This window comes from Glycomyces arizonensis DSM 44726, assembly GCF_000482705.1.
GTDB classification, from domain to species: domain Bacteria; phylum Actinomycetota; class Actinomycetes; order Mycobacteriales; family Micromonosporaceae; genus Glycomyces; species Glycomyces arizonensis.
On record NZ_AXWO01000003.1, the window covers coordinates 108,202 to 121,676 of the forward strand.

A 13,475-nucleotide genomic window follows, 5' to 3' on the forward strand; every position below is an offset into this window, starting at 1 on the left:
GGAGAAGTTCCGGAAATTCAGCAAGCGCTTTCGGTGACTGACGGGGTCGAGTGGGCCCCGTCGGACCCCTTGGCCGCCCCACGGCCGCGACCGACCTTTGGAAGGAGCGCTCGCCGATGAGCACTCGCAACCCCCAGTCCAACCCGTTCGAAAAGCGATCTCGGTCCGTCGTGTGGCCGGACCCCACCGTCTCCCGGCGCAGCCTGGTCATCACCGGCGCCACCGCCCTGACCGCGTCCGCCGCCGGATGCGGCTTCTTCTCCACCGACTCCGACTCCGACTCGGGAGGCGGCGGCGAGAAGGGCCCCGAGGCCCCGATACTCGCCGAGCGCGTCGAGGCCGGCGACCTCCCGCCCGTCGAGGAGCGCCTGCCGAAGGAGCCCCTCGAGATCGCCGTCACCGAAGACCTGGGCGTCTACGGCGGCACCTGGAACACCGTCTGCACCGGCGCCGCGGACGGCCCCTGGCTGTGGCGCACCATCAACGACGGCCACCTGCTCGAACGCTCCCGCGACTGGACCGAGATCAGGCCCAACGTCGCCACCTCCCTGGAGGCCAACGAGGACGCCACCGAGTTCACCATCACCCTCCGCGAGGGCATCAAGTGGTCCGACGGCGAGCCGCTGACCACCGCCGACGTCGAATTCGCCTTCAACGACGTCGCCCTCAACAAGGACCTGACCACGGCCGTCCCCACCGAGCTCAGCAGCACCGACGGCACGCCGATCGAGCTCGAGATCGTCGACGACTACACCTTCGTCGTCCGCTTCAACAGCCCGAAGCCGCTGTTCCGCGACGACATGGCCGCCGGCACCTCCGGCCAGCGCTTCACCATGTTCCCGCGCCACTACCTCGAGCAGTTCCACATCGACTACAACGAGAACGCCGACCAAGAGGCCATCGACGAGGGCTACGACGGCTGGGTCGCCCGCTTCACCGCCCTGGGCAACCTGTGGAACTTCATGTGGGAGAACCCCGACCTGCCCACCCTGCTGCCCTGGATCTGCAAGAAGCCGATCTCCGACGCCCAGTACGCGCTCTTCGAGCGCAACCCGTACTACTGGAAGGTGGACGAGGAGGGCAGCCAGCTGCCCTACATCGACGAGGTCCGCTTCGACATCACCACCGACGTCGAGACCATGTTCGCCCACGCCATCAACGGCGACTACGAGTTCCACTCGCGGCACTTCAACGACAACGCCCACCGCGCCGACGCGGTCGACAACGAGGCCGCCGGCGAGTACACCGTCGTCGAGCTGGCGTCGACCTACTCCAGCGACATGAACATCGGGTTCAACATGAACCACCGGGACGCGGGCCTGCGGGAGGTCTTCCAGGACAAGCAGTTCCGCATCGCCATGTCGCACGCGATCGACCGGCAGGAACTCATCGACGTGCTGTGGAGCCGCGTCGGCGAGCCCTCCCAGCCCGCGCCCCGGCCCGAGTCGCGGTTCTACGACGAGGAGTTCGCCACCCAGTACCTGGAGTTCGACCTCGACAAGGCGAACCAGATCCTCGACGACGCCGGATACGCGCTGTCCGGCGACAAGCGCACCGCATCGAACGGCACGCCGCTGGAGTTCACCGTCGCCGTCGCCGACGACGCCCTCCTGGGCACCATCTGGATCGACGCCCTGGACATGATCAAGGGCATGTGGGCCGAGGTCGGCGTCGTGCTGAACATCAACAGCCAGCCCCGCGAGAACTGGCAGAACCTGGTCAACGAGTTCGACTACGACCTGACCGTCTGGACCGGCGACGGCGGCTACATCGACGAGACCCGATCGGTCTACTGGTACATGGCCGCCGGGCCCGGCGGCGGGGCCTTCTTCGCCCGCCAGTGGTCGGAGCTCTACACCAACGGCACCACGCAGGAGGCGCTGGTCGAAGAGCCCCCCGCGCACATCACCGAGCAGTGGGACCTGTACGACCAGTTCCTCTCCGAGCCCGACGAGGCCGCCCGCGACGAGATCTTCAAGCAGATCCTCGCCATCGCCAAGGAGCAGTTCTACGCGATCGGCACCGTCCAGGGCCAGGGCTCGTGGGCGGTCGTCGCCGACCGGCTCCACAACGTCGGCGGCTCCATGCCGGCCAACCCCACGTACGGGACGCCGGGACCGGCCGCGCCCGAGCAGTGGTACATCACCGACGACAAGTAGGTCGAGGAGAACAGTGGTTCGATTCCTAGGGCGCCGTGCGGTCTACATGGCGGCGACACTGCTGGCGATCTCGCTGGTGGTGTTCGTGATCGTCAGTCTGCCGCCCGGCGACTTCGTGACCGCCCTCGAGGCGAGATACGCGGTGCAGGGCCAGCGGCTGACGCTGGCCGAAGTGGCGGACCTGCGGGTGCGATACGGCCTGGACGGCAACATCCTCCAGCAGTACTGGCACTGGTTCACGCAGATAGTGCTGCACGGCGACCTGGGCATGTCCTTCGAGCACCAGAAACCGGTCAGGGAGGTCATCGGCTCCCGGCTCGGCGCCACGCTCGGCATCTCGGTCATCACCCTGCTGGTGAGCTGGGGCATCGCCTTCCCCATCGGCGTCTACTCGGCGGTCAGGCAGCGCTCGGTCGGCGACTACGCCGTCACCACCGTCGGCTTCCTCGGGCTGGCGACCCCGAACTTCCTCATCGCGCTGATCTTCATCTACTTCAGCGTCTCCTGGTTCGGGTCGGTGCCCTCGGGGCTGTGCTCACCGGAGTGGTGCGACGCCTCGTGGAACCTCGGCAAGCTCCTCGACCTGTTCGGGCACCTGTGGATCCCGATGATCGTCATAGGGACGGCCGGCGTGGCCGGACTGGTGCGCATCATCCGCAACAACCTGCTCGACGAGCTCCACCGCCCCTACGTCACCGCCGCCCGCGCCCGGGGCGTCCCCGAGCGGCAGCTGCTGCGCCGCTACCCGCTGCGGGTGGCGCTCAACCCGTTCGTCTCGACCATCGGATGGGTGCTGCCGCTGCTCCTGGTGGGCGACATCGTGGTCGGCCAGATCCTCGGACTGCCGACGCTCGGCCCGATCCTGCTGGGCGCGCTCAAATCCCAGGACATGTACCTGGCCGGGTCCATCATCATGGTCCTCAGCGTCGTCACCGTCATCGGCACGCTGATCTCCGACATGCTGCTGGGCTGGCTCGACCCCCGCATCCGACTCGGACATCAGAGGTGAGCAGTCGATGACCCTCAAAGAGAAGCAAGACCGTCCGGACGAGGCCCCGGCCGAGACCGGTCGGGCCGAGACCGGCGACGGCGAGCGCGCCACCGCCTCCCAGCGCCAGCTGGTGTGGTGGGCGTTCAAGAAGCACCGGCTCGCCCTGGTCTCGGCCTGGCTGCTCGGCGCCATGCTGATCGTCATCGTCCTGTGCGAGTTCATCGCCCCGTTCGACGACCGCCACCGCGACTCCGAGTACACCACCGCCCCGCCGCAGGTCCTCAAGCTCTGGGACACCGACGGGCCCGAGGGCTTCCAGTGGGGCCTCCACGTCGACGGCTACACCTCCACACAGGACCCGCGGAGCCTGCGGATCACCTACGAGCCCGATCCGGCCGACCGGGTCGACATCGGCTTCTTCGTCAAGGGCGAGGAGTACAAGCTGTTCGGCCTCATCCCGTGGGACCGGCACCTGCTCGGCCCCGAGGACCCCGACGACCCGATGTACCTGCTGGGCACCACCACCGACGGCCAGGACCTGCTGAGCCAGCTCGTCTACGCCACCCGCGTGTCGATGTCGGTCGGCATCATCGGCGTCCTGCTGGCGTTCCTGCTCGGCATCGTCCTGGGGGCGGTCTCGGGCTACTTCGGCGGCTGGGTCGACAACGTCATCCAGCGCGTCATCGAGCTGTTCATGGCGGTGCCCGCGATCCCGCTGTGGCTCGGCCTCGCGGCCGCGCTGCCGCCCGACATGGGGTCGGTGACCAGATACTTCATCATCACCACCATCCTCGCGCTGGTGGCGTGGACCGGTCTGGCCAGAGAGGTGCGCGGCCGGTTCCTCGCGCTGCGCAGCGAGGAGTTCGTGACCTCGGCGCTGCTGGACGGGTCCAGCCGCGGCCGGGTGATGTTCCGGCACATGCTGCCGTCGTTCTCCTCGCACATCATCGCCGCGCTCAGCCTCTCGATCCCGACCATGATCCTGGCCGAGACCTCCCTGTCGTGGCTCGGCCTGGGCCTGCGGCCCCCGGCGATCTCCTGGGGCGTGCAGCTCCAGGACGCGAGCAAGTGGAGCGTGCTCTCGGGCGCGCCGTGGCTGCTCATCCCCGGCCTGGTCGTGGTGATCGCGGTACTGGCGTTCAACTTCGTCGGCGATGGCCTGCGCGACGCCGCCGACCCGTACAAGCATTAGGTGACCGATGACTGAACCACACAGCGCACAGCCGCTGCTCGAGATCTCGGGGCTCAAGACCGCCTTCGACACCCACGACGGGAAGGTCCGCGCCGTCGACGGCGTCGACCTCACCGTCCACGCCGGCAAGACCCTCTGCGTCGTCGGCGAGTCCGGCTGCGGCAAGTCGGTCACGGCCCGCTCCGTCCTGCGCCTGGTCGAGGCGCCGGGCCGGATCGAGGGCGGCACCGTCACCTGGCACGGCGACCTCCTCGACGGCACCGGCGAGTCGTTCGACGTGCTCTCGTTGAACAACGACGACGAGCGGCTCCAGCGGCTGCGCGGCGGCGACGTCGGCATGATCTTCCAGGAGCCGGCCGCCTCGCTGCTGCCGCTGCGCACCGTCGGGGCGCAGCTGATCGAGACCCTCCGCATCCACACGGGCATGGACAAGAAGGCGGCCCGCAAGCGGGCGATCGAGCTGCTCGACGAGGTCGGCATCCCGGGGCCCGCCGAGCGCGTCGACGCCTACCCCTTCCAGCTGTCGGGCGGCATGTGCCAGCGCGTGATGATCGCGATCGCGCTGTGCGCCAAGCCGTCGCTGCTCATCGCCGACGAGCCGACCACGGCGCTCGACGTCACCACCCAGGCCCGCATCCTCGACCTGATCCGCAGCCTCCAGGCCGAGCACCGCATGGCGGTCATGTTCATCACCCACGACCTCGGCGTGGTGGCCGAGATCGCCGACGAGGTCGCCGTCATGTACCTCGGCGAGGTCGTCGAGCGCGCCGGCGTCGAGGAGATCTTCGCCGACCCCAAGCACCCCTACACAAGACAGCTGCTCCGCTCCGTGCCCGTCCTCGGGCGCGACCGGGGCCGGGACCTGCCCACGATCCCCGGGACGGTGCCGAACCCGCTGCACCGGCCGAAGGGCTGCTCGTTCCACCCGCGCTGCGCCGAGGCCATCGCCGGGCGCTGCGACCTCGACGAGCCGCCCGAAGTGGTCTTCGACGGCGGCCGCACCGCCCGATGCGTCCTCTACGACCAGACCGAAGGAGACCGCGCATGAGCGAGCCGATGCTCGAGATCAACGACCTCCACGTCCGCTTCCCTGTGCGGCGCAACATGTTCGGCCGCGTCACCGTCGAGAACCACGCCGTCTCCGGCGTCGACCTGACGCTCATGCCGGGGGAGACCCTCGGCCTGGTGGGCGAATCCGGCTGCGGCAAGACGACGCTGGGGCGGACCATCGTCGGCGCCCAGGAGGCCACCAGCGGCTCGATCCGCTACGACGGCCAGGACCTCACCCAGCTGAAGCACCGCCAGCGGGGCCGCTACCGGCGCCAGATCCGCATGGTCTTCCAGGACCCGTTCTCCTCGCTCAACCCGCGCATGACCCTGCGCCAGATCATCGGCGACCCGCTCGTCACCACCGGCGAGGCCAAGGGCTCCGAACTGGAGGACCGCGTCGCCGAGATGATGCGCCGCGTCGGGCTCTCCCCGGAGTACATGGACCGGTATCCGCACGCGTTCTCCGGCGGGCAGCGCCAGCGGGTGAACATCGCCAGAGCGCTCATCGTGCGGCCCAAGCTCGTCGTGGCCGACGAGCCGGTCAGCGCCTTGGACGTGTCGGTGCGCGCCCAGATCCTCAACCTGCTGCGCGAGCTCCAGGAGGAGTTCGGGTTGACGTACCTGTTCATCTCGCACGACCTGTCGGTGGTGGAGAACATCGCCGACCGCGTCGCCGTCATGTACTTCGGGAAGATCGTCGAGCTGGCCGACACCGCCGAGCTCTACGAGCGTCCCTCGCACCCGTACACCGAGGCGCTCATGTCGGCCGTGCCGATCCCCGACCCGAGCAGGCGCGGGCGCACCGGCCGCGTGCTGCTGCCCGACGACCTGCCCGACCCGACGAACCCGCCGCCGGGCTGCGCCTTCGCGAGCCGCTGCCGGTACGCCGAGGCCGGGCGGTGCGACGCGGGCACCGTCGAGTTCGAGGACGGCGTGCGCTGCGTCCGCACCGGGGAACTCGAACTCCAGGGCATCGTCAAGACCGACGGCGTGCACTGAGCGGCGCCGCGCCCGCCCGTTTGCGGGCCCGGCGCGGCGCCGATATGCTGGCCTCCGGTAAGCAAGCGCTATCCAACGACACTGGTCAACACCGTTGCCGAACAGCCGAGGTGCGGCCCGGCCGCACGAGAGGGAACACCGCATGACCGACATCGTGCCCACCGTCGAAGGCCTCGCCTTCGGCGGCGACTACAACCCCGAGCAGTGGCCCAGGGAGGTCTGGGACGAGGACATCGCGCTCATGCGCGAGGCCGGGGTGAACCTGGTCAGCGTCAACATCTTCTCGTGGGGCCGGATCAACCCCGGCCCGGGCCGGTGGCACTTCGACGAGCTCGACGCCATCATGGACACCCTCGCCGAGGCCGGCATCAAGGCCGACCTGGCGACCTCGACCGCCTCGCCGCCGCCGTGGTTCTCCCAGCTCCACCCCGACACGCTCCCGGTCGACCCCGAAGGGCACCGACTCAACTACGGCGCCCGCGCCGAGTACTGCCCGCACGCCCCGGCCTTCCAGGACGCCGTCGTCGAGATGGCGTCCAAACTGGCCGAACGCTACGCCGGGCACCCGGCGCTCGCCATGTGGCACATCGGCAACGAGTACTACCGGTCCTGCTACTGCGACCTGGCCGCCGAGGCGTTCCGCGCCTGGCTCGCCGAGCGCCACGGCGACCTCGACGCCCTCAACGACGCCTGGGGCACCACGTTCTGGTCCCAGACCTTCACCGACTGGGAGCAGGTGCTGCCGCCGCGGATCTCCGCCGAGACCCCGAACCCGGGACACCTGCTCGACTTCAAGCGGTTCAGCTCCGACGCGCTGCTGAAGCTCTTCCGCTCCGAGGCCGAGGCGGTCGAGCGCCACTCGCCCGGCGTCCCGATCACCACCAACCTCATGGTCACCGGCGACTTCTCGGGCCTGGACTACCACAGGTGGGGCGAACATCTCAATGCCGCCGACCGGCTCATCGCCACCGACCACTACCTCATCCCCGAAGGCCCGATCGAGCCCGAGGCGCAGGTCGCCTTCGGCGCCGACGCCTCGCGCGGGCTGGCCCGCGGCGGCCCGTGGCTTCTGATGGAGCAGGCCGCCAACTCCTCGGCCTGGCGCGGCGGCTACTTCGCCAAGAAGCCGGGGGAGCAGCTGCGCCACTCGCTGTCCTATGTGGCGCACGGCTCCGAGGGCGCCATGTACTTCCAGTGGCGCGCCTCGCGGTACGGCACCGAACGCTGGCACTCGGCGATGCTGCCCCACGGCGGGCCCGAGACCAAGACCTTCCGCGAGGTCAAGACGCTCGGCGGCTGGCTCAAGCGCCTGGCCGAGGTCAAGGGCTCGGTCGTCCAGTCGAAGGCGGCGATCCTGCTCGACTTCGAATCGGTCTGGGCCGCCGCGAACCCAGGCCAGCCCTCGGGCCACATGGCCTCCTATCCGGAGCTGCGGCGCTGGCACGCGGCCCTGTGGCGCCGCGGCGTCACCTGCGATCTCGCCAACCCCGCATGGGACCTGTCGCGCTACGCCGCGGTCTTCGCCCCGTCGCTGTACCTGCTCGAGGACGACGCGAACCTGCGCCGCTACGTCGAGGGCGGCGGCACGCTCGTCGTCGGCCCCTACTCGGGGATCGTCGACCGCAACGACCACGTCCACCCCGGTCTGCCCGGGGCGCTGCGCGACCTCCTCGGGGTCCGCGTCGAGGAGTTCGCGCCGCTCCACGAGGGCGAGACGATCGCCCTCGACGACGGCACCGAGGGCCACGCCTGGAGCGAGATCGCCAAGGCCGAGGACGCCGAGGTCGCCGCCCGCTTCATCGGCTACCCCTCGACCGGGGCGCTCTTCCACCGCGGGCTCGGCGACGGCGAGGTCTGGTACCTCTCGACCAGGCTCACCGACCTCGACCCGTTCCTCGACCGCCTGAATCTGACCCCCACGGTCCCCGGCCTGCCCGCCGGCGTCGAGACGGTCCGCCGCGCCCACGAGGACGGCCGCACCTACCTCTTCGCGCTCAACCACACCGACAGGCCCGTCACGATCCCGACCGAAGGCACCGACCTCCTGACGGGAGCGACCTGGACCCCGAAGACCCACCTCCACGGCAACTCGGCCGCCGTCGTCCGAGAGCGGTGACCGCTTCAGGCGTCAGGCGACAGCAGGGCGGCCGTGTCCAAAGGGGCCACCTTGACCGAACGCAGGCGGTCGATCGGATCCGGCAGCCGCGGCCGCTTGACCCGCAACGCCTCCAGATCGGTCCGGTCCTTCGCCCGATCGAGGTACTTCTTGTAGAGCTGGACGGTCTCGAGTCGGAAATACCGCAGGCCGCCGATGACGTCGGCCTCGTCGATGAGCTCATCGGCGCTGATGGTCGGCAGCACCCAATGGTCGCCGACCTCCACACGGTCACCGAACAGCCGAATGACCTTCGCGTGGTCGACCGAACCCTCGCCGAACAGCGCTTCGCCGCGGAGCGCCATGTCCCATGCGCGTTCCCACGTGGCACCGCGCGCGACCACATCGAGGTCCGATACCTCGCGGATATAGCCGTCGATCCACAATCGTGCGCTGCCGGCGATGACGAAGTCGGCCGGTTCGAAATCCCGCTCGTAGACGAGCTGCCATATGAGTCCGACAAGGTCGGCGCCGTCGTAAGCCGGCCGCCTCTGCGGTTGCAATCTGTGTTCCCTGCAATTCGAGATGAATGAGATTCGCCTATGGTGGTCAGGTGGAACACGGCCCCGGGTGAGGGCTCAGGAGTCAGGGCTTTCGCGACGACGCGCCGCTCGGATGATGCGGGCGCGTTCGGCGGGCGTGCAGTCCTTGAGGAGCCTGTGGAGACGTTCGGTCTTGGCCCGCTCTCGGATGCGCTCGGTCTTGGCGGCCTCTCGGACCTTGGTGGTCCGATGGCCGATCCAGGCTCGGACGACCAGTGCGATCGAACCGATGACCGGGACGAGTAAAGGGAGCCCCACGGCGTCGATGGACCACATGGCCGCTCACCCCGCCCTTTCTCTTCCAGTGGTTCCGTCGCGCTCCGCGAGCTGCGCGATGACGTCCATGTTGCGCACCGTCAACCGCTCGCGGCCGGTGGAGACGGCGCCCATGTCGCGCAGCCGCCCCAGCACGGCAACGGTCGATTCCCGCGACACCTTGGCGATCTCCGCCAGGTCGCGTTGCTTGAAGCCGCTGATCACCAGGCCGTCGTCGGTCTCGACTCCCAGTCCGCTCGCGGCGAGTCTCAGGATAGCCCTGGCCAAGCGGCTCTCACTGCTGGTCAAGGACAATCCCTTGGCGTTGTCGCTCTTGAGCAGCCGTTCGGCCAGCCGCGAGTAATGGGCGCACGCCGCTCGCACGTTCGAGGTGATGAACTCGCGCCACACCCGGCCGGGCACCAGGAGCGCTTCGACGTCGGTCATGGTCACCACGTCCGCCGAACGGGGGGAGGCGGTCAAGGAGGACAGCTCGCCGACCAGGTCGCCGGCCCGATGGATCTCCACCACGGCCCGGGCGGACGGCAATACCGCCTTCATATTTCCTTTTGCCAGGTAGAGCACAAAATCCGACTGGTCCCCTTGGCGGATCACCACCGTGCGCGCGGGATACGTGACCATATGGCCCTGCGCCGCGAGCTCGGCGAACTCCGCATCCGTGAGGAGATCGCCCCAGGCGCCAGTGGAAACTTCCATACTCTTAAGTGTAAAAATACGCACACCAAGATCGCAGCTCCGACACGCCTTTGTCGGAAACCCGACATTGCTGTGATCAAACGGGTGCACATCAACGCCACTTGAGTGAACATTGCGGCCTCAGGGCCTCAGTCTTCCGGCGGCCCCTGCGGATGGCGGAGGCCCGGGTGGTCGTTCGGGAGGAGGGCCTTCATCGCCGCTCCCGAGACCACCAGGCACAGGGCCAGGAGCGGCCAGGAGAGGAGGACCTGGGCCACGCCTCCCCCCACCACGGCGAAGTCCTCGTGGTCGGAGAGCCAGAACGGGGTCAGGACCACCACTCGCAGCGCGTACATCGCCACCCATGTCCACGAGGCGGCGCTGTAGGCGCGCAGGAGCGCCGGGTCGGACCGCCAGCGGGCCCTCTGGCCGAGCAGGGCGCCGACGACGACGCCCAACAGCGGCCAGCGGAAGACGATCGAGCCGGCCCACACCAGGGCGCTCGCGGCGTTCGAGAGGACGCGGGGGAGGAGGATGTCCGCCGCCCGTCCTGTGTAGAGGACGATGATGCCCGCGACGCAGACGCTCAGCAGGCCCAGCAGCACGGCCCTCGGCTTGGCCCGCTGTCGGAGCCGCACGAGTGCGATCACCGCGGCCGCGACGAGCGACGCTCCCACGCCCCAGCCGATCGAGCGCCCCGCGGCCAGCCAGGTGAGGATGAACACCACGAGCGGGGCGGTGGCGTCGAACGCCCCGCGCCTGCCGCCTAGTAGGCTGACAAGCGTGTCTTGCCGCACAGTATCGGACCCTGTAGACAAACCGCCGACCTTCACCCTCGAGACGCCGTTACGACAGGCAAGGCTACCCTGACCAAAGCGAGCCGACCGGCATCCGCCCGGCTCGGCTCGACCCACGGATGGATTGGCGCAGTACCTGATGCTCGGCACACACCGGATCAGCGAATCGCAGCTCGTTGAGCTTCTTCGTCGTGCCCGGCAGACCGATTTCGGGCGGTGGAGCAAGAGCGATCTGCAGCGGGCCATGACGGGCCTCGGCTGGCAGGTCCGCTCCGCCGAGGTCGACATCGGCATGTGGCGCGCCGAGACCGGCTACGACACCGGCAACGCCATCGCCGACTCCGTCCCGCCCCAGACGCCCCTGTCGGGCCGCGCCGACTTCTACTCCATCGAGGTCATGGTCCTCAGGTCCGCCGAGCGCGGCCGCCAAGGCGAGAACCACCGCACGATCGTGTTCCGCGAAGTGCTGCGCACCATGATGAACGAGCTCGGCGCTCCCGAGGTGCGCGGCGGCGACGGCGGCCCGTGGATCCGCTGGTACCGCGACGGCCTGATCTTCGAGCTGCACCTGCGCCGCTTCCACGGCGGCGTGACCCTCCGGCTGCTCTCCCCGCAGGTGTTCGAGCAGCTCGAGGCCCACGCGGTCGGCAAGGGCGACGTCTCCGGCTGGCAGGCCTTCGCCCGCAAGGGCGAGCGCCCGCCCGAGCCGGCCTGCTACGACATGGGCGAGTTCACCGAGCGGCTCTCCTCCCTCCTGGGCGACATGGCCGCCGACGTCCCCACCATCGACACCGCCGGGACCGTGCTGCTGCGCACCGGCGACTGGTCGGCCCGCTACGTCGCCGCCTTCGTCGACGGCGGGCTCCGCGTCGAGGCCTCCGCCGCCGTCAAGGGCAACTGGCGCGCGGGCCTGTCGAACCTGCCCGGCATGGGCTACCGCGCCCCCAGCGGCGGCCAGCCGAACTGGTCGCGCACCTTCCCCTCGACGGACCGCGCCGCCACCACCCAGGCCGCCCACATGATGGTCGACGCCCTGCGCGCCTTCGGCATCCAGGACCTGTTCGACATCGTCTACGACGGCTTCACCGCCGACGGCGAACGCATGTACCTGCCGGTCCTCGGCATCGGCAACGGCGACAACCCCTACTGACGGGGCCCGAGTAGGGTCGGGGCATGATCGTCGACCTGCGCTCCGACACCGTCACCCGCCCCGGCCCGGCCATGCTCCAGGCCATGATGAACGCCGAGGTCGGCGACGACGTCTACGGCGAGGACCCGGCCGTGAACGCCCTCGAAGCCGAGGCCGCCGCGCTGCTCGGGCACGAGGCCGCCGTCTTCACGCCCACCGGCTCCATGGCCAACCAGATCGCCCTGCAACTGCTGGTGCCGCCCGGCGAGGAGCTGCTGTGCGACGCCAAGGCGCACGTCGTCAACTTCGAGATGGGGGCCGCCGCGGCGCTCGGCGGCATCTCGACGCGCACCTGGCACGCCCCGAGCGGGCGCCTCGACGTCTCGCTCGTCGAGCCGATGGTCAACCCTCCGCATCCGTACGCCACCACCACGCGCGCCATCGCCGTGGAGAACACCCACAACATCGGCGGCGGCACCGTCCAGCCCCTCGATCAGCTGCGGGCGCTGCGCGAGCTCGCCGACGCCGGCGGCCTCGCCCTGCACCTGGACGGGGCGCGGCTCTGGAACGCGCACGTCGCCACCGGCGTCCCGCTCCACGAGTACGGCCGCCTGTTCGACACCGTCTCGGTGTGCCTCTCCAAGGGCCTCGGCGCCCCGGTCGGCTCGCTGCTGGTCACCGACGCCGAGCGCGCCGAGCGCGGCCGCGTGATCCGCAAGCGCCTCGGCGGCGGCATGCGGCAGGCCGGGTACCTCGCCGAGGCCGGCCGCTTCGCACTGGCGAACAACATCGGGCGGCTCGCCGACGACCACGCCCGGGCGAAGCGCCTGGCCGAGGCGCTCGAGCCCTTCGGCGTCTGCGACGCCGCCCAGGTGGAGACGAACGTGGTCCTGCTGCGGATTCCCGAGATCGCGGCGGTGGCCGCCGCCGCGGCGGAGCAGGGCGTCCGCATCTCGGCGCTCGGGCCCGACTGGGGCCGCCTGCTCACCCACCTCGACGTCGACGACGCCGGGATCGACCACGCCGTCAAGGTCCTCGGCGAGCTGGTCCAAGGCCGCGCCGTCTGAAGCGTCATTGTTCGAAACGGCGCTGTCTGAGATGGCATTGTCCGTTAGGCCGGGATCGTCCCACCGTTCGGAGGTTGCCGCCCCGCCGGAACCGAGAGTAGGTTAGGCATGCCTTTATTAGCCAAGCCTAAGCTCCCGGAGGTCTCGGGATGTACGCATGCATCTGCCACGGGGTCCACGACCACGAGGTCCACGACTGCATCCGTGCCGGTGCGCGCACCGAAGACGAGATCGGCGACGCCTGCGACGCCGGGACCGGCTGCGGCAACTGCCGCCAGCGCCTGGCCGACATGATCGAGCGCTACTTCGCCGAGGAGTCCGTCCCGGCCGCCTGAGCCGCGATCGGCGCGCCATGCGAGCCCGGAGTTAGGCTAGCTTGTCCTATTTTAGGTATTCCTGACTGGAAATCCGGCCCCACCTCGGCATACGCTGGGGCCGCCGGT

13 protein-coding genes are annotated in these 13,475 nt (G+C 69.5%); 9 read left to right on the forward strand and 4 right to left on the reverse strand.

The window, feature by feature from the left end:
- The first annotated feature begins 116 nt into the window (after positions 1-116).
- The 6 genes from H613_RS0104950 to H613_RS0104975 all read left to right on the forward strand — a co-directional run bounded on the left by H613_RS0104950 (position 117) and on the right by H613_RS0104975 (position 8,507).
- Complete coding sequence (locus H613_RS0104950) at positions 117-2,159, forward strand: ABC transporter substrate-binding protein (RefSeq protein ID WP_084546364.1); 2,043 nt, start codon at positions 117-119, stop codon at positions 2,157-2,159.
- A gap of 13 nt (positions 2,160-2,172) precedes the next feature.
- Positions 2,173-3,168, forward strand: coding sequence for an ABC transporter permease (locus H613_RS0104955; RefSeq protein ID WP_026922949.1), 996 nt, complete (start codon positions 2,173-2,175; stop codon positions 3,166-3,168).
- A gap of 7 nt (positions 3,169-3,175) precedes the next feature.
- Entirely contained in the window at positions 3,176-4,342 is a 1,167-nt protein-coding gene (locus tag H613_RS0104960) for an ABC transporter permease (protein ID WP_026922950.1), read from the forward strand.
- A gap of 7 nt (positions 4,343-4,349) precedes the next feature.
- Complete coding sequence (locus H613_RS0104965) at positions 4,350-5,390, forward strand: ABC transporter ATP-binding protein (RefSeq protein ID WP_026922951.1); 1,041 nt, start codon at positions 4,350-4,352, stop codon at positions 5,388-5,390.
- The gene (locus tag H613_RS24425; RefSeq protein WP_035736264.1) at positions 5,387-6,391 is read left to right on the forward strand and encodes an ABC transporter ATP-binding protein; all 1,005 of its coding nucleotides are present in this window, start codon (positions 5,387-5,389) and stop codon (positions 6,389-6,391) included. The genes H613_RS0104965 and H613_RS24425 overlap by 4 nt, the downstream gene beginning before the upstream one ends.
- 142 nt (positions 6,392-6,533) lie before the next feature.
- Complete coding sequence (locus H613_RS0104975; RefSeq protein WP_026922952.1) at positions 6,534-8,507, forward strand: beta-galactosidase; 1,974 nt, start codon at positions 6,534-6,536, stop codon at positions 8,505-8,507.
- 5 nt (positions 8,508-8,512) lie between these two features.
- Here H613_RS0104975 and H613_RS0104980 read toward each other — a convergent pair whose 3' ends face one another.
- The 4 genes from H613_RS0104980 to H613_RS0104995 form a co-directional block, all read right to left on the reverse strand.
- A complete protein-coding gene (locus H613_RS0104980; protein ID WP_026922953.1) occupies positions 8,513-9,049 on the reverse strand; it encodes a hypothetical protein in 537 nt (178 codons plus the stop codon).
- A 75-nt stretch (positions 9,050-9,124) separates the two neighbouring features.
- Positions 9,125-9,364, reverse strand: coding sequence for a hypothetical protein (locus H613_RS0104985; RefSeq protein ID WP_026922954.1), 240 nt, complete (start codon positions 9,362-9,364; stop codon positions 9,125-9,127).
- Positions 9,365-9,370: 6 nt separating this feature from the next.
- Positions 9,371-10,060: a Crp/Fnr family transcriptional regulator gene (locus H613_RS0104990; protein WP_026922955.1), complete on the reverse strand. Its 690-nt coding sequence runs from the start codon at positions 10,058-10,060 to the stop codon at positions 9,371-9,373.
- Positions 10,061-10,188: 128 nt separating this feature from the next.
- Positions 10,189-10,836, reverse strand: a complete 648-nt coding sequence (locus tag H613_RS0104995; RefSeq protein ID WP_245598467.1) for a DUF3159 domain-containing protein — start codon at positions 10,834-10,836, stop codon at positions 10,189-10,191.
- A gap of 139 nt (positions 10,837-10,975) precedes the next feature.
- On the opposite strand from H613_RS0104995, the gene H613_RS0105000 reads away from it, so the two are divergent.
- From H613_RS0105000 to H613_RS0105010, 3 genes are all read left to right on the forward strand, one after another.
- Complete coding sequence (locus tag H613_RS0105000; RefSeq protein WP_169731948.1) at positions 10,976-11,986, forward strand: TY-Chap domain-containing protein; 1,011 nt, start codon at positions 10,976-10,978, stop codon at positions 11,984-11,986.
- A 26-nt stretch (positions 11,987-12,012) separates the two neighbouring features.
- Positions 12,013-13,032, forward strand: a complete 1,020-nt coding sequence (locus H613_RS0105005; RefSeq protein ID WP_026922958.1) for a GntG family PLP-dependent aldolase — start codon at positions 12,013-12,015, stop codon at positions 13,030-13,032.
- A 149-nt stretch (positions 13,033-13,181) separates the two neighbouring features.
- Positions 13,182-13,367, forward strand: coding sequence for a (2Fe-2S)-binding protein (locus tag H613_RS0105010; RefSeq protein ID WP_026922959.1), 186 nt, complete (start codon positions 13,182-13,184; stop codon positions 13,365-13,367).
- Positions 13,368-13,475: the final 108 nt, after the last annotated feature.